The sequence below is a fragment of the Pelomonas aquatica genome, from assembly GCF_026712205.1.
In the GTDB taxonomy this organism is placed as follows: domain Bacteria; phylum Pseudomonadota; class Gammaproteobacteria; order Burkholderiales; family Burkholderiaceae_C; genus Pelomonas; species Pelomonas aquatica.
In genome coordinates this window covers 101668-120103 of the sequence record NZ_JAPPUW010000004.1, presented here as the reverse complement: position 1 = coordinate 120103, position 18436 = coordinate 101668, and the positions used below count along the sequence as shown (strand labels likewise).

General features: G+C 69.6%; 16 protein-coding genes. 9 read left to right on the top strand and 7 right to left on the bottom strand.

The annotated features are described in order from the left end of the window. The first annotated feature begins 1 nt into the window (after window position 1). Window positions 2-547: a 2'-5' RNA ligase family protein gene (locus NYP07_RS05590; protein WP_268148291.1), complete on the top strand. Its 546-nt coding sequence runs from the start codon at window positions 2-4 to the stop codon at window positions 545-547. On the opposite strand, the gene NYP07_RS05585 is transcribed toward NYP07_RS05590, so the two are convergent. The 7 genes from NYP07_RS05585 to pxpB form a co-directional block, all read right to left on the bottom strand. Further along, window positions 548-1531 (bottom strand): DUF72 domain-containing protein, encoded by a 984-nt coding sequence (locus NYP07_RS05585; protein WP_268148289.1) that lies wholly within the window; start codon window positions 1529-1531, stop codon window positions 548-550. It lies immediately after the preceding gene. Next, entirely contained in the window at window positions 1531-2184 is a 654-nt protein-coding gene (gene pcp / locus NYP07_RS05580) for a pyroglutamyl-peptidase I (protein ID WP_268148287.1), read from the bottom strand. The genes NYP07_RS05585 and pcp overlap by 1 nt, the downstream gene beginning before the upstream one ends. Beyond that, window positions 2184-3146, bottom strand: a complete 963-nt coding sequence (locus NYP07_RS05575; protein ID WP_268148285.1) for a DUF979 domain-containing protein — start codon at window positions 3144-3146, stop codon at window positions 2184-2186. Before NYP07_RS05575 ends, pcp begins: the two co-directional genes overlap by 1 nt. Beyond that, window positions 3143-3847, bottom strand: coding sequence for a DUF969 domain-containing protein (locus NYP07_RS05570; RefSeq protein WP_268148283.1), 705 nt, complete (start codon window positions 3845-3847; stop codon window positions 3143-3145). Before NYP07_RS05570 ends, NYP07_RS05575 begins: the two co-directional genes overlap by 4 nt. A 9-nt stretch (window positions 3848-3856) precedes the next feature. Continuing rightward, window positions 3857-4591 carry a 5-oxoprolinase subunit PxpA gene (gene pxpA, locus NYP07_RS05565; protein ID WP_268148548.1) on the bottom strand — a complete coding sequence of 245 codons (735 nt, stop codon included), beginning with the start codon at window positions 4589-4591 and terminating at the stop codon, window positions 3857-3859. Between the two features lie 7 nt (window positions 4592-4598). Beyond that, window positions 4599-5537 (bottom strand): 5-oxoprolinase subunit C family protein, encoded by a 939-nt coding sequence (locus tag NYP07_RS05560; RefSeq protein ID WP_268148281.1) that lies wholly within the window; start codon window positions 5535-5537, stop codon window positions 4599-4601. An 80-nt stretch (window positions 5538-5617) separates the two neighbouring features. Continuing rightward, window positions 5618-6268: a 5-oxoprolinase subunit PxpB gene (gene pxpB / locus NYP07_RS05555; protein WP_268148279.1), complete on the bottom strand. Its 651-nt coding sequence runs from the start codon at window positions 6266-6268 to the stop codon at window positions 5618-5620. A gap of 57 nt (window positions 6269-6325) precedes the next feature. Here pxpB and NYP07_RS05550 point away from each other — a divergent pair, with 57 nt between their 5' ends. From NYP07_RS05550 to NYP07_RS05515, 8 genes are all read left to right on the top strand, one after another. Further along, entirely contained in the window at window positions 6326-6829 is a 504-nt protein-coding gene (locus NYP07_RS05550) for a winged helix DNA-binding protein (protein ID WP_268148277.1), read from the top strand. A 12-nt stretch (window positions 6830-6841) separates the two neighbouring features. Then, window positions 6842-7387, top strand: a complete 546-nt coding sequence (gene tadA, locus NYP07_RS05545) for a tRNA adenosine(34) deaminase TadA (protein WP_268148275.1) — start codon at window positions 6842-6844, stop codon at window positions 7385-7387. After that, the gene (locus NYP07_RS05540) at window positions 7387-8361 is read left to right on the top strand and encodes an LD-carboxypeptidase (protein WP_268148273.1); all 975 of its coding nucleotides are present in this window, start codon (window positions 7387-7389) and stop codon (window positions 8359-8361) included. Before tadA ends, NYP07_RS05540 begins: the two co-directional genes overlap by 1 nt. Window positions 8362-8511: 150 nt before the next feature. Beyond that, window positions 8512-10713 (top strand): ABC transporter substrate-binding protein, encoded by a 2202-nt coding sequence (locus tag NYP07_RS05535; protein ID WP_268148271.1) that lies wholly within the window; start codon window positions 8512-8514, stop codon window positions 10711-10713. Further along, complete coding sequence (locus NYP07_RS05530) at window positions 10713-11696, top strand: ABC transporter permease (RefSeq protein ID WP_268148269.1); 984 nt, start codon at window positions 10713-10715, stop codon at window positions 11694-11696. The genes NYP07_RS05535 and NYP07_RS05530 overlap by 1 nt, the downstream gene beginning before the upstream one ends. Further along, on the top strand, window positions 11693-13135 hold the full coding sequence (locus tag NYP07_RS05525; RefSeq protein WP_268148267.1) for an ABC transporter permease: 1443 nt from the start codon (window positions 11693-11695) through the stop codon (window positions 13133-13135). The genes NYP07_RS05530 and NYP07_RS05525 overlap by 4 nt, the downstream gene beginning before the upstream one ends. Then, window positions 13128-14960, top strand: a complete 1833-nt coding sequence (locus NYP07_RS05520; protein ID WP_268148265.1) for an ABC transporter ATP-binding protein — start codon at window positions 13128-13130, stop codon at window positions 14958-14960. The genes NYP07_RS05525 and NYP07_RS05520 overlap by 8 nt, the downstream gene beginning before the upstream one ends. Before the next feature lie 250 nt (window positions 14961-15210). After that, the gene (locus tag NYP07_RS05515; RefSeq protein WP_268148263.1) at window positions 15211-18045 is read left to right on the top strand and encodes a TonB-dependent receptor plug domain-containing protein; all 2835 of its coding nucleotides are present in this window, start codon (window positions 15211-15213) and stop codon (window positions 18043-18045) included. Window positions 18046-18436 lie beyond the last annotated feature (391 nt).

The following is an 18436-nucleotide window of genomic DNA, read 5'->3' as shown; positions in this document are numbered from 1 at the left end:
CGTGCCCGGCCACAAGCTCTTCTTCGCGCTGCGGCCCGACGCGGAGACGGCCGAGCGCATCGCGCGCGTCGCCACCGCCGAGCATGCGGCGTGCGGCCTGGCGCCGCGGCTGCGGCCCAGCCGCATCTTCCACATCACGCTGCACTACTTCGGCTATGCCGACGGCGAGCCGGATGCCCAGCTCTTGGCCCTGGCCTCGCGGGCGGCGGCCGAGGTGGTGCGGCCGGCCTTCGACCTGGGCTTCGAGTGCTTCAGGAGCTGGGGCGAGGCCGGTGCGAGCAAGCACCCCTTCGTGCTGACCGGCGGCCAGGGCCTGGAGGCCGTGCGCGAACTGCGCGATGCCCTCGTCGAACGCCTCGTGGCGCACGGCCTGGCCGCGCCGGCGCGCGACTACGAGCCCCATCTGACGCTGCGTTACGACAAGCGCCCGGCGCCGGCCTGGCAGGTCGACCTTCCGGGCTGGACGGCCAGCGAGTTCGTGCTCGTCAAGAGCCCGCAGGGCGAGACGCGGCACGAGGTCATCGGCCGCTGGCCCTTGCAGCCCTGATCAGCCGTCGACGATGGCCTGGGCCAGTGCCCGCACGCTCAGCGGTGCCGAGCCCTCGGCCTTGTTGCTGATCGTGACGAAGACGTCCAGCCCGGCGCCGGCCGTGCCGCGGATGACGCGGACCAGTTCGGCGCGCGTGTCGGGGTCGGGGTCCAGCATCTCGCCGAACTCGCCGTAGCGCTTCTCGGCGGCCGCGTAGCCGAAGGGGCCGTGCAGGCGGTTCAGGTTCCAGCGCACGACCAGCGGGCCCGGCCACAGTGCGCGCAGCAGCGGCAGCTGCTCGGCCAGCGGCGGCAGCTTGGGATGCAGGCCGACGCAGTAGCGCGCACCGGCATCGCGCAGCAGTGCGACGAGGTCGGGGCAGAGCCACTCGGGGTTGCGCACCTCGACGGCGATGACGCCGGCCGGCGGTTTGGGCAGGGCGAGCAGCAGCGCGTGCAGGCGGTCCAGTGGCTCGTTCATGTGGGCCAGCAGCGCCGGCGTCAGCGGGCTGAGCTGGAAGACCAGGGCGCCGATCCTGGCCCCCAGGCCCTCGTAGGCCGGCACGATGAAATCCCGCAGCGCCGTCTCCGCGTCGAGGAACAGCGGGTTGGGCTCCTGGCCACGGCCATCCTCGCTGCGCAGCAGCGCGTCCGTCACGAGGCTGGGCGCCTTCACCGTGAAGCGGAAATCCGGCGGCACCTGCTGGGCATGACGCTCGAACTCGCTGGCCGCGAGCGGCCGGTAGAAGCCGCGGTCGATGCCGACGGCGCGCAGCAGCGGGTGGACAGCGTAGGCCGTGAGGCCGGTTTTGGAGAGCGTCGCTTCGCCATGCCGCCCGGCCCAGACCAGCCCCTGCCAACCGGGGTAGCTCCAGGTCGAGGTACCGAGGTGGATATGGGGTGACAGCGCCGCGGCCAAGGCCTCGTCCGCCGGCCCGGGCGGGCAGGGCTGCACGCCGCGGGCGCGCGCCTTGGCGGCCGTGCCGAAGAAGTCCTCCTGCATCAGTCGATCTGGCCGCCGCCCTCGCGCAGGTCGGCTTCCGTGCCCAGGCTTTGCTGCGCGGCGATCTGCAGCGCCTGCACGACGAGGTCCAGCGCCAGGCTGGGCGCGCCATCGTGGCGGGCCGCCTGCTCGGGCAGGTAGGGGATGTGGATGAAGCCGGCGCGCAGGCTGCCACCGCGCCGTGCCGCCGCGTGCATGGCTGCGTAGAAGACGTGGTTGCAGACGAAGGTGCCGGCCGTCTGCGACACGGCGGCCGGGATGCCGGCGGCGCGCAGGCCGTGCACGATGGCCTTGATCGGCAGCGTCGCGAAATAGGCGGCCGGCCCGCCGGGCATGACCGGCTCGTCGATGGGCTGGCGGCCGGCGTTGTCGGGGATGCGCGCGTCGTCGACATTGATGGCGATGCGCTCGACGCTGATCTCGGCGCGCTTGCCGGCCTGGCCGACGGCGATCAGGCATTGCGGGCGGTGGCGCTCGATCAGCGCCTCCAGCGCGGAACGTGCGGCGCCGAACTCGCAGGGCAGCAGGCCGGCAACGACGCGCAGGCCGGGGGCGGTCCAGCCGTCGAGGCGGCGCACCGCCTCCCAGGACGGGTTGATGGTTTCGCCCCCGAAGGGGTCGAAGCCGGTCAGCAGGATGGTGGCGGTCTTCATCAGCGGAACATCAGCAGCTTGAGCAGCACGATGTTGACGGCCAGCAGCAGCAGCGCCGTCGGCCACTGCGCGCGGATGACGGCGTTCTTGTCCTTCAGTTCGAGCAGGGCGGCGGGGATGATGTTGAAGTTGGCGGCCATGGGCGTCATCAGTGTGCCGCAGTAGCCGCAGAACATGCCGATGGCGGCCATGACGGCAGCGTCGCCATGGTGCATGCCGAGCAGGATGGGAATGCCGATGCCGGCCGTCATGACGGGGAAGGCGGCGAAGGCATTGCCCATGACCATCGTGAACAGCGCCATGCCGAGGGCGTAGGCCGCGGCCGCGAACAATGGGTTGTCGACCGGGATGGCGCTGGTCGCGATCTGGGCGACGGCCTTGCCGACGCCGGCGTCGGCGAACAGCAGGCCCAGCGTGGCCAGCATCTGCGGCAGGATGACGGCGGGGCCCATGGTCTCCAGCAGGCGGCGCGCCTCGCGCACGGCCTGCATCGGGCGCTCGCGCGTCATCCACAGCGCGGCGGCCAGGCCGACCAGCGCGCCGATGCCGACGCTGACCAGGGTCAGGTTCTTGGTCTCGACGAGGGTCCAGCCGGCCAGGCCCACGTCCTTCAGCGTCAGGCTGCCGACCAGGGCCAGCACGGTGATGGCGAGGATGGGCAGGAAGAGCCGGTTGCCGAGGCGCGCGGCGCTGGCCTGGCGCTCGGCGGGTTCGCGTTGGCCATGCTTGCCGATGGACACGCCGCCCAGGCCGCCGAGCGCGGCGAGCATGATGACGATCAAGCCGGAGACGACCGGCGGCAGGCTGTCGCCGACCAGGTAGATGACGGCCCACAGGGCCCAGAACAGGCCGCTGCTCCAGCGCCGCGGGTTGCTGCGGTCACGGCAGGTCAGCACCGCGACGATCAGCAGCGTGAGGCCGGTCAGCAGGAAGAGGTGGTCCAGCTTGAGCAGGGCGGTCATGCGGCCTCCCGGGCGCGGGCGATGTCGTGGGGCAGGCGGCGATCGAGGCGGATCAGCCGTGCCGAGTGGATGAGGAAGGCCGCGATGGCCGTCGGGATGCCCCAGAGCGCGATGTGCAGCGGGTCGGTGACGATGCCGTTCTCGGCCAGGAAGGTCTGCATCAGCACGATGGAGCCGAAGGCGACGAAGATGTCCTCGCCGAAGAACAGGCCCACGTTGTCGGTCGCTGAGGCCATGGCCCGCCATTTGTCGCGCACGGCCAGGGGCAGCGGGCCGTGGGTCTTCTCGGCGGCGGCCTCGGTCATCGGCGCCACCAGCGGGCGCACCATCGGGGCATGGCCGCCGAGCGAGGTCAGGCCCATGGCCGCGGCGATCTCGCGGATGCCGAGGTAGACGATGAGCAGGCGCCCGGCCGTCGCCGAGCGGATGCCGGCGATCCAGGCCTGGGCACGTTCGCGCAGGCCGTGGCGCTCCAGCAGGCCGATGATGGGCAGGGGCAGCAGCAGCGTTAGCGGCAGGTTGCGCGTCTTCACGAAGCCGGTGCCCAGCTTGGCGAGGATGAGGTCCGGCGGCAGCTTGGCCGCAAGGCCCGTCGCGATGCCGGCCGCGGTGACGACGAGGACCGGGTTGAAGCGGAGCACGAAGCCGACGATGACGACGGCGACGCCGATCAGCGGCCACAGGGAGACGGTCTCTTGCATGGTGGGCTTTCAGGCGTGCAGTGACACGCCGGCGGTGGTGAGCGCGCCATGGATGGCGCGGGCGAATGCGAGGGCCTGCGGGCCGTCGCCGTGCAGGCAGATGGTCTGGGCCTGCAGCGGTACGGTTTCGCCGGTGACGGCCTGCACCACGCCTTCGCGCACCATGCGCAGCGTGCGTGCGACGGCCTCGCCGACGTCGTGGACGAGGGCGCCGGGCTGGCTGCGCGGCACGAGGCTGCCGTCGGCGCGGTAGCCGCGGTCGGCAAAGACCTCGGCGACGGCGCGCAGGCCGGCGCGCTCGGCGGCGCGCAGCAGCTCGCTGCCGGCCAGGCCGTAGAGGGCCAGCGAGGGATTCACGTCGAGCACGGCCGTCGCGATGGCGTCGGCCAGGGCCGGGTCGCGCGCGGCCTGGTTGTAGAGGGCGCCGTGGGGCTTGACGTGGTGCAGCCGCCCACCGGCCGCGCGCACCAGGGCGTCCAGCGCGCCGATCTGGTAGATCAGGTCGGCGCGCACGTCGGCGGGCGAGAGCTGCATCTCGCTGCGGCCGAAGTTCTCGCGGTCGGGGTAGCTGGGGTGGGCGCCGATGGCCACGCCGCGTTGCAGCGCGGCGTCCACGGTGGCCTGCATCAGCCGCGCATCGCCGGCATGCCAGCCGCAGGCGATGTTGGCGGAGCTGACCAGGGCGAGCAGTTCGGCGTCGTGGGGGGCGCCTTCGCCGAGGTCGGCGTTGAGGTCGACGGACAGAGGAAGGTCAGCGGTCACGGAGGGCGCTCCTGAGTTGGTCGAGTTGTGCCTGCCGCTGGCGCAGAGCATCGCGCGCTTCGTCGAGGCCGCAGGGGATGAAGCGCAGCGCGGCGCCGAGGCGCAGCTGAGCGAGCTTCCACAGGTCGGCGCGGATGACGACGCCGATCTTGGGGTAGCCGCCGGTGGTCTGCGCATCGGCCAGCAACACGATGGGCTGGCCCGAGGGCGGCACCTGGACGACGCCGGGCAGCACGCCGTGCGAGGCCAGCTCGCCGCCGCGTTCGCGTTGCAGCCCGGGGCCGGCGAAGCGGTAGCCCATGCGGTTGCTCTGCGGCGTCAGCGTCCAGCCGGCGCTCCAGAAGGCCTCGCGAGCGGCGGCCGAGAACTCGTCGTGCTCGGGGCCGGGCAGCACGCGCACGCTCGCGTCCCAGTCCGGCGCATGGAGGCCGATGGCGCGCGCGGGCGGGGCGGTGGGCGGGTCAATCAAGGTCAGGGGCAGGCGGTCGCCGTCGCGCAGCGCGCGGCCGTCGAGGCCGCCGAAGCCGGCCTTCAGGTCGGTGCTCAGCGAGCCGAGCGCGGGCGGCAGCGCCAGGCCGCCGCCGATGGCGAGGTAGCTGCGCATGCGTTCGCGCGGCGCGGCGAGCCTGAGCGTCTGGCCGGCGCGCACGGCGGCCCGCCACCAGGGGCGCAGCGGGCGGCCGTCGAGGCTGGCGTCGGCATCGGTGCCGGTCAGCGCGATGCAGGCGTCGGCATGGAAGCGCAGCGTGGCCGGGCCGAGCGTGAACTCCAGGCCGGCGGTGCCGGGCGCGTTGCCGACGAGCAGGTTGCCGCGCTGCAGGGCCAGGTCGTCCAGCGCGCCGCACAGGCTCAGGCCGCGGTCGCGCCAGCCCATGCGGCCGAGGTCCTGCACGGTGGTCAGCGGGCCGGCGCGCAGCAGTTCGATCATGCCGAGCTCCCGCAGGGCCGCCCCAAGGGAGCGAGAGCCCCCTCGGGGGGCAGCATGCGCAGCGTGCGTGGGGGCTTCATTCAGGGCTCCGCGACGAAGCGCAGGCGGTCGCCGGGCGCGAGCAGCGTGGGCGGCTCGGCCTGCGGGTCGAACAGGGGCAGGGCGGTGCGGCCGATGAGCTGCCAGCCGCCCGGCGTGGCCAGCGGGTAGATGCCTGTCTGCGCGCCGCCGATGCCGACGCTGCCGGCCGGCACGGCCGTGCGTGGTTCGGCGCGGCGCGGCGTCTGCAGCGATTCGTCCAGCCCGCCGAGGTAGGCGAAGCCGGGCTGGAAGCCGATGAAGTAGACGATGTATTCGGCCGCGGCGTGGCGGCGCACGACCTCGTCGGGCGTCAGGCCGCAGTGGGCGGCGACGTCGGCGAGGTCGGGGCCGTCGTAGCGCACCGGGATCTCGACGAGGCGGCCGGCCTGCTGGCGCCGCAGCGGCTTGCTCCACAGCGCGCGCGCGGACTCGGCCAGCGCGTCGCCGTCGGTGTGCAGCGGGTCGAAGCTCAGCGTCAGGTTGTTCATGCCCGGCGTCAGGCCCAGCACGCCCTCGGTCTGCGCCAGGCCGGCGCCGAGCTGCCAGATGCGCTGCTGGTGCTCCAGCGCGATGGGCGCGTCGACCGCGCAGCACAGCGCCGCCTCGCCCAGCGGGCGGATGACGAGGTCGGGTGGCGGCGAAGTGCTCATTTACATTAATGTAAAACGTATACGATTTGTATTCGAACCGTCTTTATGATGTCAATCATGGTTCGCAGCATCGTGTCGTCCTCGCATCTGGTGTCAGACAAGAGCGCCGAGTTGTCGGAGTTCGAGTTCGGCCTCATCGTCGTCGGCAACGCCTTCAACCGCTGGATGGTGCGCTGCATGGCGGCGGCCGGCATGAAGGACCTGGCGGCGATGGACGTCTCGCTGTTGCACCACGTCAACCACCGTGATCGGCAGAAGAAGCTGGCCGACATCTGCTTCGTGCTGAACGTGGAGGACACCCACGTTGTCGCCTACTCGCTGCGCAAGCTCGCGGGCCTGGGCCTGGTGCAGAGCGAGAAGGTCGGCAAGGAGGCCTTCTATTCGACGACCGAGCAGGGCCAGGCCCTGTGCGAGGCCTATCGCCAGGTGCGCGAGCAATGCCTGATGGCGGCGCTGGCCGACGGCGGCCAGCAGAACCAGGACATCGGCGACTGCGCGCAGCTGATGCGGCTGCTGTCCGGCCTCTACGACCAGGCCTCGCGCTCCGCGGCGTCGCTCTAAACTGCCGGCCCGATGAGCGAGCCGACCTCCTTCTCCCCCGCCGACGAATATGCGATGCGGCTCGCGCTGGACCAGGCGCACAACGCCTGGCTGGTGGGCGAGGTGCCGGTGGGCGCCGTCATCACGCGCGGCGGCCAGGTCATCGCGACGGGCTACAACCGCCCGATCACGACGCACGACCCCACGGCCCATGCCGAGATCGTGGCCCTGCGCCATGCGGCCACGCTGCTGGAGAACTACCGCCTGCCGGAGTGCGAGCTCTTCGTCACGCTGGAGCCCTGCGCGATGTGCGCGATGGCGCTGATGCATGCGCGCTTCAAGCGCGTCGTCTTCGCGGCGGCCGACCCCAAGACCGGCGTGGCGGGGTCGGTCATCGACCTGTTCGGCCAGCCCCAGCTCAACCACCACACGCGCATCGAGGGCGGGCTGATGGCCGAGCCTGCAGCCCAGCTGCTGCGAGACTTCTTCGCTGAACGCCGCGAGGCGGCCCGCGCACGCCGTGCCGAGCGTCAGGGGATCATCCCCACCGGCGAAGCCACCGAACTGGACGAATCCTGATGACCACGTTGACCCTGTTCACGCCCTCGGGCGCGCTGGCCAAGGCCGAGAACCTGAAGCGCGCGGCCAGGCGCCTGACGCAACTCGGCTTCGAGGTTGCCATCGATGCCGACGCGCTGGCCAGGCACCAGCGCTTTGGCGGCGACGACGCGACGCGGCTGACGGCCCTGCATCGCATCGCCGATGCGGCACCTTCCATTGCGCTGGCCACGCGCGGCGGCTATGGGCTGACGCGCCTGCTCGACCGGATCGACTGGGGCCGCATCGCGCACAGCGTCGAGCACGGCACGCGCTGGGTCGGCTACAGCGACCTGACCGCGCTGCAGAACGGGCTGATCGCCCGCCACAAAGGGCTCTCGATGTGGGCAGGTCCGCTGGCCTGCGACGACTTCGGCCGCAGCGAGGCCGAGGGCGGCGTCGACGAGGTCACGCGCGACTGCTTCCTCGAAGCGATGAGCGGTGCGCTGGAGGCCGTGGGCTTCCGCGAGACTTCACGCGACATTCCTGGCGGCTTCGACGGCCTGGAGGCGCGTGGGCGCCTGTGGGGCGGCAACCTGACCGTGCTGTGCTCGCTGCTGGGCACGCCGCACTGGCCCAAGGTCAAGGGCGGCATCCTGTTCCTGGAAGACGTCAACGAGCACCCCTACCGCGTCGAGCGCATGCTGCTGCAGTTGCAGCAGGCCGGCGTCATCGACGCGCAGGCAGCCGTGCTGCTGGGCGACTTCAGCGGGGCGACCAAGTCGCCGCTGGACCGCGGTTACGGCATCAAGGACGCGGTCGCGGCGCTGCGCGCCCGCACGAAGACGCCGGTGCTGACGGGCTTGCCCTTCGGCCATGTGCGCACCAAGGTCTGCCTGCCGGTCGGCGGCACCGTGGAGCTCTATGTGCAGGGGCGCGAGACCATCCTCGGCTGGCAGTCCGACCCGCGGCTGGCGCATGGCGAGCATGGCCATCACGATCACCACCATCACTGAGGTCACCCCGGGTTTTCCGTAGCGGAACGCCGTGCTGCGGCGTCTTGTATAGACGGGTTGCCCATCTATGATCCCGCCCATCGCCCCGGCCCGCGCCGGGGCGTCGCATTTTGAGGGCGCGTCGTGGCTGGAAGCTGTGCTTGGATCAGGATGGGCCTGGGCGCGTTGGCGCTCGCGCTGCTCGCCGGCTGCAACAACAGCCCCTTCCCGCATGGCGCCGAGCGCGAGAACGCGCTCTATATGGCTTTTCGGGAGCGTTCGCCGCGCTATCTGGACCCGACCTCGTCCTACTCGGCGCCCGAGAGCAGCTTCGTCTACGAGATCAGCGAGCCTCTCTACGGCTACCACGCGCTGAAGCGACCCTATGCGCTGATCCCGCGTGCCGCGGCCGCCCTCGCCAAGCCCTACTACCTCGACGCCCAGGGCCAGCGCCTGCCCGACGACGCGCCCGATGAGCAGATCGCCGAGGCGGTCTACGACATCCCGCTGCGCCCCGACCTGAAGTGGTCGCCGCACCCGGCCTTCGCCAAGGATGCGGGGGGCAACCACCTCTACCACCACCTCAAACTCGGCGAGCTGGGCGACAAGCGCAGCCCCTTCGAGTTCAAGCAGCTGGCCACCCGCGCGGTCGTCGCCGAGGACTTCGTCTATGCGCTCAAGCGCCACGCCAGCCCGCGCATCGAGGCGCCGCTGGCGGCCGTGTTCTCGGAGCATGTGCTGGGGCTCAAGGACTACATGGCCCTGCTCAAGCGCGAGAGCGACAGGCAGTTGGCCGGCCTGCCCGGGAACCTGGCCGACAAGCCCTTCCTGGACCTGCGCCGCTGGCCGCTGGCCGGCGCCGAGGCCGTCAACGACCATCTGCTGCGCATCCGCCTGAAGGGCCGCTACCCGCAGTGGCAATACTGGCTGGCGACGAACTTCACGGCGGCCATCCCCTGGGAGGTGGACGCCTTCTACGCCCAGCCCGGCATGGCGGCCCACTCGCTGACCTGGAACCAGTGGCCCGTCGGCAGCGGCCCCTTCATGATGACCGAGTACGTGCAGGACCGCCGGCACGTGATGAGCCGCAACCCCAACTACCACGCCGACAGCTTCCCCTGCGATGGCAGCCCGGGCGATGCCGAGGCAGGGCTGCTGGCGGACTGCGGCCAGCGCCTGCCCTTCGTCGACAAGGTCGTGGCCATCAACGTGAAGGAGCAGGTGCCCATCAAGGAGCTCTTCAAGCAGGGCTATCTTGACCTGCCCGAGATGGACCGCGCCGACTGGGGCGTCAACCTCGCGGTGGACCGCGACGACTCGGACGAGGTCAGGCGCTTCTACGAGGAGCGCGGCTTCCGGCTGCCGATGATGGTGGACATCTCCAACTGGTACCTGGGCTTCAACTGGCTGGACCCGGTGGTCGGCCGGGGCGACACGCCGGAGCAGCAGAGGCGCAACCGCGCGCTGCGCCAGGCCATCTCCATTGCCATCGACTGGGAGGAGGGCTATGGCCGCATCTTCCGCGACAAGGGCGGCGACGCGGCCCATGGCCCCATCCCGCCGGGCGTGTTCGGCTCCCGGGAAGGCCAGCCCGGCGAATACAACCCGGTGACGCACCGGCTCGTGAACGGCAGGGTGGTGCGCCGGCCGCTGGAGGATGCCCTCGGGCTGATGGCCGAAGCCGGCTACCCCGGCGGCCGCGATGCGAAGACGGGCCGGCCGCTGGTGCTGAACTACGACTTCCAGCGCGTCGTCACGCCCGAACTGAAGGCCGAGAACGACTGGATGACGCGCCAGTTCGCCAAGCTCGGCATCCAGCTCGACATCCGCGCGACCGACTTCAACCAGTTCCAGGAAAAGATCCTGAAGGGCAAGCACCAGATCTTCTGGTGGGGCTGGTTTGCCGACTACCCCGATGCCGAGAACTTCCTCTTCCTGCTCTACGGCCCCAACAGCAAGAGCCTGCACGAGGGCGAGAACACGGCCAACTACGCCAACCCCGAGTTCGACCGGCTCTTCCGCCGGCTGCAGTCGCTGGAGGACGGCCCCGAGAAGGCCAGCCTCATGGCGCGGATGAACGACATCGTGCGCCAGGACGCGCCCTGGGCCTTCGGCTACTGGAGCTACTCGGCCGTGGCTTTCCAGCACTGGGTGCACAACGGCAAGCCCGGCGTCGTCGTGCGCGACCGGGCGCGCTATCTGCGTGTGGATGTCGATGAGCGTGCGCGCCGCATCGCCGAGTGGAACCGGCCGGTCTGGTGGCCGCTGCTGTTGCTGGCGGCGGGTGGGCTCGTGATCCTGGTCGCCACGCGCCGCGCCTGGCATGCGCGCGAGATGGCGACGGCCGTCGCCACCCGCGGGGAGGGTGCCTGATGCTGGGCTTCGTGCTGCGCCGCCTGGGCTATGGCCTGGCCATCCTGGTCGGCGTCAACCTCTTCACCTTCTTGCTGTTCTTCTCGGTCAACACGCCGGACGACATGGCGCGGCTGAACATCGGCGGCAAGCGCGTCACGCAGGAGCAGATCGAGAAATGGAAGACCGAGCGCGGCTATGACAGGCCGCTCTACTTCGATGCCAGCCGCTCCGGGGCGGAGCGCGTCACGCACACCATCCTGTGGGAACGCTCGGTGAGTCTCTTCGCGCTGGACTTCGGCAAGAGCGACGCCCGCCAGGCCATCAACATCGGCCACGAGGTCAAGGTGCGCATGGGCGTCAGCCTTCAGCTGGCACTACCCCTCTTCATCCTGCAGGTCATCGTCAGCGTGGCCTTCGCGCTGCTGCTGGTGTTCTTCCGGCACAGCCGCATCGACTTCTGGGGCGTCGTGCTCTGCGTGCTGATGCTGTCGATCTCCAGCCTGTTCTACATCATCGTCGGCCAGTTCCTGTTCGCGCGCGTGCTCAGGCTGGTGCCGATGAACGGCTTCGCGCCGGGGCTGGATGCGGCACGCTTCCTGGCCCTGCCCATCCTGCTGTCGCTGCTGAGCCGCCTGGGCGGCGAGGCGCGGCTCTACCGCGCGATGTTCCTGGAGGAACTGGGCAAGGACTATGTCCGCACCGCGCGCGCCAAGGGCCTGGGCGAGGGCAGGGTGCTGGGCCGCCACGTGCTGCGCAATGCGCTGATCCCCATCATCACCAGCGCCGGCAGCTATCTGCCCTATGTCTTCCTCGGCAGCCTCGTCTTCGAGAGCTTCTTCGGCATCCCGGGCCTGGGCGCCTTCGTCATCGAGGCCATCACGGGCCAGGACTTCGCCATCGTGCGCACCATGGTCTTCCTCGGCGCGCTGCTCTACATCGCGAGCAATGCGCTGATCGACATCGCCTACACCTGGGTGGACCCACGAGTACGACTGTCATGAAGTTCGTGCTGCTCTGGACCGACCTCGCGCTGTGGCTGATGGCCGCGGCCGGCCTGGCCTATGCGCTGCGCGTCAGTGCGCAGGCGCATCTGCGCACGACTTGGTGCCGCGTGCTGCGTGACCCGGTCGCGGCGAGCGCCGGCGTCGTCATGGCGCTCTTCCTGCTCGTCACGCTGGTCGACAGCATCCATCTGCGCCGGGCCCTGCCCACCGGTCCGGGCGAGGCCGCCGTCTACGACCCGCGCACGCTGTCGCTGCTGGACCTGCTGCTGGAGCGCCAGATCGACATGCGCGAGGTCAGCTATTCCGTGCCGCTGGGCACGCAGGGCTTCAAGCGGGAAAGCGTCGTCGATGCCCAGGGCGCGGTGCACCGCGACTACCCGCGGCTGCGCTTCGGCGGCGCCCACCTCGCCGATCCGGCCGCGCAATGGGCCGGCGACGTGGCCGCGCGTGCGGGCCTCGGCCTGGCCGTCGGCCTTGCCGTCGCGGCGTTTCTGGTCGCTTTGACCGCCGCCGCATTGGCCCGTCATCACGGGGGCTGGCGCCACGCGCTGGCCGACCTGGCCGCCGACCGCAGCTTCTACCCGCTGCGCGCCATCCTCGCCACGCTGGCCGCCGTGCTGCTGCTGGCAGGGCCCGTCATCGCGCTGATGCCGCACTACCACGTCTTCGGCACGGACCGCACCGGCAACGACGTGCTCGTGCAGGCGCTCAAGAGCGTGCGCACGGCCTTCGTCATCGGCGCGCTGTCCACGCTGGCGACGCTGCCCGTCGCGCTGCTGCTCGGCGTGCTGGCGGGCTACTACAAGGGCTGGGTCGACGAGGCCATCCAGTACGTCTACACGACGCTCAGCTCCGTGCCCAATGTGCTGCTGATCGCGGCCTGCGTGCTGATGGTGCAGGTCTTCTTCGACAAGAACCCCGAGCTCTTCGAGACCGCCGCCGAGCGTTCGGACCTGAAGATGCTGCTGCTCTGCGTCATCCTCGGCCTGACCGGCTGGGCCGGCCTGTGCCGCCTCGTGCGCGCCGAGACCCTGAAGCTGCGCGAGCTGGACTATGTGCAGGCGGCGACGGCCTTCGGCGTCGGTGACCTGCGCATCATGGCCCGGCACATCGTGCCCAATGTGATGCACCTGGTGCTGATCACCGTCGTGCTGAGCTTCTCCGAGCTGATCCTGTACGAGGCGGTGCTGACCTATGTCGGCGTCGGCGTCGACCCGGTCATGAACAGCTTCGGCAGCATGATCAACCTGGCCCGCGCCGAGATGTCGGCCGACCCCATCGTCTGGTGGAGCTTCGCGGCGGCCTTCGGCTTCATGGTCGGCCTGGTGCTGGCGGCCAACCTGTTCGCCGACGGCGTGCGCGACGCCTTCGACCCCAAGTCCCGCTCGGCGCGGCCGCGCGTCTTCCTGCGCTGGACGGAGGCGGGCGATGCTTGAGATCGACGACCTGCAGGTCGAGCTCGACGCCGACGCCGGCCTCGTGCGCGCCATCGCCGGCATGCGCCTCACGCTGACGCGCGGCGAGACCTTCGCACTCGTCGGCGAGAGCGGCTGCGGCAAGAGCATGGCGGCCCTGGCCCTGATGCGCCTGCTGCCCGAGAACGGCCGCATCGCCGCCGGCACCGTGCGCCTGGACGGCGAGGACCTGCTCGCGCTGCCCGAGAGCCGCATGCGCGACGTGCGCGGCGGCCGCGTGGCCATGATCTTCCAGGAGCCCGCGACCAGCCTGAACCCGGTCATGCGCGTGGGCGACCAGATCGTCGAGGCCATCGAGGCGCACACCGGGCTGCGCGGCAAGGCCGCCCGCGCCAGGGCCATCGACTGGCTGGCCCGCGTCGGCATCCCCGAGCCCGAGCGGCGCATCGACGACTATCCCTTCCGCCTGTCCGGCGGCCAGAAGCAGCGCGTGATGATCGCCATCGCGCTCGCCGCCGAGCCCGACTTCCTGGTCGCCGACGAGCCGACGACGGCCCTGGACGTGACCATCCAGGCGCAGATCCTCGACCTGATCCGCGACCTGCAGCGCGAGCGCCAGCTCGGCGTGCTGCTCATCACGCACGACCTCGCCGTCGTCAGCGGCATGGCCCATCACGTCGCGCTGATGTACGCCGGCCAGATCATCGAGGTCGCGCCGGCGGCGGAGTTCTTCGCCCATCCCAGGCACCCCTATGCGCGGCTGCTGCTGCAGGCCCTGCCCGACGCGGCCCGGCGCGGTGAGCCGCTGGCGGCGATTGCCGGCACCGTGCCGCCGCTGTGGCTGGACTTCGCCGGCTGCCGCTTCTGGCCGCGCTGCGACAAGGCCATGGGCCACTGCGCCAGCACGCTGCCGAGGCTCACGGAAGAGGGGCCGAAGCACCAGGTGCGCTGCCTGCTCTACAGCCAGCCGGGCGAGGCCTTGCCACGCGAGCCGGCCACCGCGAAGCGCCTGCCGCCCAGGCCGGCAGAGCAGGGCGCGCCGCTGCTGGACGTGCGCGACCTGCGGGTGCGTTTCGCGCTGAAGGCGCCGTTGTTTCATCGGGGCACACGCCATTTCGACGCGGTCGACGGTGTCAGCTACACGCTGCATGCCGGCCGCACGCTGGCCCTGGTGGGCGAGAGCGGCTGCGGCAAGACGACCTCGGGCAAGGCCATCGTCCAGCTGCTGCGCCGTCAGGCCCAGGTCAGCGGCCAGGCGCTGTTCGACGGCCAGGACCTGTTCCGGCTCCAGGGCCAGGCCCTCGTGCAGGCGCGGCGCCATGTGCAGATCATCTTCCAGGACCCCTTCGCGTCGCTGAACCCGCGCATGCGCGTCGCCGACGTGCTGGAGGAGGGCCTGATCGCGCTACGCCCCGAACTGGATGCCGGCCAGCGGCGCGAACGCCTGCTGACCCTGGTCGACCAGGTCGGCCTGCGCCGCGACGCGCTGCAGCGCTGGCCGCACGAGTTCTCAGGCGGCCAGCGCCAGCGCATCGCCATCGCCCGCGCACTGGCCGTCGAGCCCCGGCTCATCGTCTGCGACGAGCCGACCTCGGCACTGGACGTTTCGGTGCAGGCCCAGATCCTGAACCTGCTGCGCGAACTGCAGCGCGAGCAGGGGCTGGCCTATCTTTTCATCACGCACAACATCGGCGTGGTCGAGTACATCGCCGATGATGTCGTCGTCATGCGGGCGGGGCGGATCGTCGAGCAGGGGAACTGTTCGACGGTGCTCAGACAGCCTCGTGAAGGTTTCACGCAAGCGCTGCTGGCGGCCGTCCCGCGGCTGCTGCCGCCCAGCCCCTGAGCGCGTCGCGCGGGGACAACGCCAAGGGTTTCACTCTAGTGGTGGATGTGTTGAAGAATCCTTTTGAATCAATGACTTGCGTTGCGTGTCGATCGGTCTAGGGGCATTTCCGGGGGGCGGCGGCATGTTGTGCCCGCTCAAACTTTCGGCACTCCAAATCTGAGCCATTCGCTCAGGCCAAGGATTGACCCCATCCGGGTCAGCGCCGTCCCTTGATCGGGACGGCCCCCCAGTCTCATCAGGAGTCTCAATGTTCAAAATCACCACCATCACCAGTGCGATCCTCGCGTTGGCCGCGACGAGCGTGCTGGCCCAGGAAACCCAGAAGCTGGAGCGCATCGAGGTCACCGGCTCGAGCATCAAGCGCGTCTCGGCCGAAACCTCGCTGCCGATCTCGACCGTCACTAAGGAGGACATCGCGCGCAGCGGTGCGACGACGGTGCAGGATCTCGTCCAGAACATCGCGGCCAGCTTCGGCGGCAACGTGGTGGCCAACAACGTCGGCGCCACCGGCGGCGCCTCGACCGCCAACCTGCGCGGCCTCGGCTCCAAGTACACGCTGGTGTTGTTGAACGGCCGCCGCGTGGCCAACTTCGCGTTCGGCAACAGCCCGGTCGACCTGAACTCCATCCCGCTGGCCGCCGTCGAGCGCGTTGAAGTCGTGCGTGACGGCGCCTCATCCACCTATGGCGCCGATGCCGTGGCCGGTGTCATCAACTTCATCCTGAAGAAGGACTACCAGGGCGCCGAGGTGACCTGGACCGAGTACAAGTCCGACAAGACCGGCGGCAACGTCAGCAACATCAACGCGGCGGTGGGTTTCGGCGACCTGGCCAAGGATCGCTTCAACGTGATGATCACCGCGGGCAAGGAGGAAATCCAGGCGCTCAAGGCCAGGGATCGTCCCTTCGCCACGTCGGCCGTCGTGCCCGCCCTGGGCATCAACAAGGCCTCGCCGCGCGATGGCATCCCCAACCTGAACTTCACCGACACGCTGGGCAACAAGTACACCAACGTGAACCCGCTGCGCTACACCGGCTGCAACTCGCCCCAGTTCGCGCTGGTGGTGCTCGACGCCAAGCGCTGCGGCACCGACTATGTCAAGTTCATCGACCTGATCCCCCAGCAGTGGCGCGCCAATTTCTCGGCCCGCGGCGTCTTGCAGCTCGACTCGGACAATCAGCTGATCTTCGAGGCCATGCACAACCGCGACCGCGTGCAGTCCTACTACTCGCCGGCGCCCTATACCGATCCCAAGTTTGCGGTGCGCTACCCGACGAATGGCCGCTTCTATCCCAAGACCATCACTTTGCCCAAGGGCATGACGCTGACCGCGACGCCGGCGAAGCCCTACACCATGCCCGACGGCACGGTGCTGACCCAGGACACGGTGCTGGCCAACGATCTCGTGGTCACGCCCGCCAGCTCGATCGGCGGCAACTGGCGTACCGTCGCCGGCGGCGGCCGCTCCGACATCACCGAGACCCAGACCGACCGCGTCCTCGTTGGCGCCAAGGGCACGCTGGCCGGCTGGGACTACGACACGGCGGTGGTGTTCTCGCAGAACAAGGGCGAGATCTTCTTCGGCCCGGGCAAGTTCAGCTACGCCAAGCTGTTCCCCGCGCTGCAGTCCGGCGCCATCAACATCTTCGGCCCGCAGGATGCCACCAGCCAGGCCGTGCTTGACGGCACGCTGATCAAGGGGCGCCAGCAGGCCGCCAATTCGAAGTCCACCGAGTTCGACTTCAAGGTCTCGCGCGACATCGTCGAGCTGTCCACCGGCCCGGTGGCGATGGCGGTCGGCTTCAATGCGCGCAAGGAGAACCTGGAGCAGATTTCCGACGCGGTGCTGGCCAGCGGCGACGAAGTCGGCGGCGGCGGCTCGGTGCCCGGCGTGACCGGCGGCCGCAAGGTCTACGGTCTGTTCGGCGAGGTCAATGTGCCCATCCTGAAGGAGTTGGAGCTGAACCTGGCGGCCCGCTACGACAGCTACAAGAACGACTTCGGCACCAGCTTCAACAGCTTCAGCCCCAAGGCCAGCCTGCGCTACCAGCCGACGAAGGACCTGGTGCTGCGCGGCTCGATTGCCAAGGGCTATCGCGCGCCGACGCTGTACGAGAACCTGCGTCCGCTGACGACCGACAACAACACGGCGTCCAGCTACAACGATCCGATCCGCTGCCCGGCCGGCAAGGCCCTGCCCGATTCGACCTTCACGGACCCGGCCTACTACGTCGGCGCCCTGCAGGACGAGTGCAATGTGCAGTTCAATGCGGGCACGGCGGGCAACCCGAACCTGCGCCCCGAGAAGTCGCGCCAGTTCTCGCTTGGCATGGCGTTCTCGCCGCTGAAGGAACTGACGCTGGGCCTGGATTACTGGAACGTGTCGATTACGGACCCGATCCAACAGAAGTCCGAACTGCAGGTGATGAACGATCCGAACACCTACAAGGACTTCATCCTGCGCTACGACCCGCTGAACGACCCGAACCAGCTGAAGCCGATCCCGGGCAGCCAGGACAATCGCTTCCCGATCGCCTACGTGTTCCTGCCGTATGACAACACCGGCAAGTTCTACGCCTCCGGCCTGGACTTCAGTGCGCAGGCGCGCACCAAGCTGGCCGGTCTCGGCGCCTTCGGCCTGAGCTTCGACGGGACGATGTTCCTGACGCACGGCTACCAGTACTTTGCCACGCCCAAGGTCAGCGACCTGGGCCGCTTCAAGGATTTCGGTGCCGCGCCGCGCTGGCGCCATTCGCTGACCGGCACCTGGTCCAAGGGCATGTTCGACTTCTCGCTGACGAACAACTTCACGAACAGCTACGAGGACTTCACGGATCCGGATCTGGTGAATGGCACGACCTATCCGGCGTCGCGCCGCGTTGCGTCCTACTCGACCTGGGACACGCAGTTCGGCCTCAAGCCGACCAAGTCCCTGACGCTGAGCGTCGGTGTGAAGAACCTGTTCGACCGCGATCCGCCACTGTCTCGCAACACGCTGGCGTTCCAGACCGGTTACGACTCGACCTACACCAACCCGGTCGGTCGCCAGTTCTACGGTCGCATCAACTACAAGTTCTTCTGAGCCTGAAGTTGCCGAGCCGGAAGGCAGAGCCGCGCCGAGAGGCGCGGCTTTTTTGCTGCGTCATGACCCTGTAATCGGGCTGTTGCGCCTGCTGGGGTTAGCCCCAGGAAGTGGCCCCGGAACGCAGGGCTAAGATGCCCGCATGGCCAGGTTCTGGCCGGTGTGCAGTCGGTCTGCACTTGGTTCGTGGCGATGAAACGTATGCCCGACGGCTCCAGCCACCGGGCGTTTTTTTTTCCTCGAACCGGTGCAAAGAGACTTTACAAACCGGGCGGACTGCGTGTTTTCGACGAGTCGGAATCGAGCTCTCCGCGATCTAGAATCCATGCCCTTCAGGAGCTTGGCGAGCGCAGGAATGCAACGTCCGCCTCGCGTTCAGACGCTGTCCTGA

What these genes read in the sequence shown, in the direction of transcription:
- NYP07_RS05560 (WP_268148281.1), bottom strand. Translation starts at nt 5,537, where the DNA reads ATGATCGAACTGCTGCGCGCCGGCCCGCTGACCACCGTGCAGGACCTC.
- NYP07_RS05535 (WP_268148271.1), top strand. Translation starts at nt 8,512, where the DNA reads ATGGGCCTGGGCGCGTTGGCGCTCGCGCTGCTCGCCGGCTGCAACAAC.
- tadA (WP_268148275.1), top strand. Translation starts at nt 6,842, where the DNA reads ATGAGCGAGCCGACCTCCTTCTCCCCCGCCGACGAATATGCGATGCGG.
- NYP07_RS05520 (WP_268148265.1), top strand. Translation starts at nt 13,128, where the DNA reads ATGCTTGAGATCGACGACCTGCAGGTCGAGCTCGACGCCGACGCCGGC.
- pcp (WP_268148287.1), bottom strand. Translation starts at nt 2,184, where the DNA reads ATGAAGACCGCCACCATCCTGCTGACCGGCTTCGACCCCTTCGGGGGC.
- NYP07_RS05575 (WP_268148285.1), bottom strand. Translation starts at nt 3,146, where the DNA reads ATGACCGCCCTGCTCAAGCTGGACCACCTCTTCCTGCTGACCGGCCTC.
- NYP07_RS05570 (WP_268148283.1), bottom strand. Translation starts at nt 3,847, where the DNA reads ATGCAAGAGACCGTCTCCCTGTGGCCGCTGATCGGCGTCGCCGTCGTC.
- NYP07_RS05530 (WP_268148269.1), top strand. Translation starts at nt 10,713, where the DNA reads ATGCTGGGCTTCGTGCTGCGCCGCCTGGGCTATGGCCTGGCCATCCTG.
- NYP07_RS05550 (WP_268148277.1), top strand. Translation starts at nt 6,326, where the DNA reads ATGGTTCGCAGCATCGTGTCGTCCTCGCATCTGGTGTCAGACAAGAGC.
- NYP07_RS05585 (WP_268148289.1), bottom strand. Translation starts at nt 1,531, where the DNA reads ATGCAGGAGGACTTCTTCGGCACGGCCGCCAAGGCGCGCGCCCGCGGC.
- NYP07_RS05525 (WP_268148267.1), top strand. Translation starts at nt 11,693, where the DNA reads ATGAAGTTCGTGCTGCTCTGGACCGACCTCGCGCTGTGGCTGATGGCC.
- pxpB (WP_268148279.1), bottom strand. Translation starts at nt 6,268, where the DNA reads ATGAGCACTTCGCCGCCACCCGACCTCGTCATCCGCCCGCTGGGCGAG.
- NYP07_RS05540 (WP_268148273.1), top strand. Translation starts at nt 7,387, where the DNA reads ATGACCACGTTGACCCTGTTCACGCCCTCGGGCGCGCTGGCCAAGGCC.
- NYP07_RS05515 (WP_268148263.1), top strand. Translation starts at nt 15,211, where the DNA reads ATGTTCAAAATCACCACCATCACCAGTGCGATCCTCGCGTTGGCCGCG.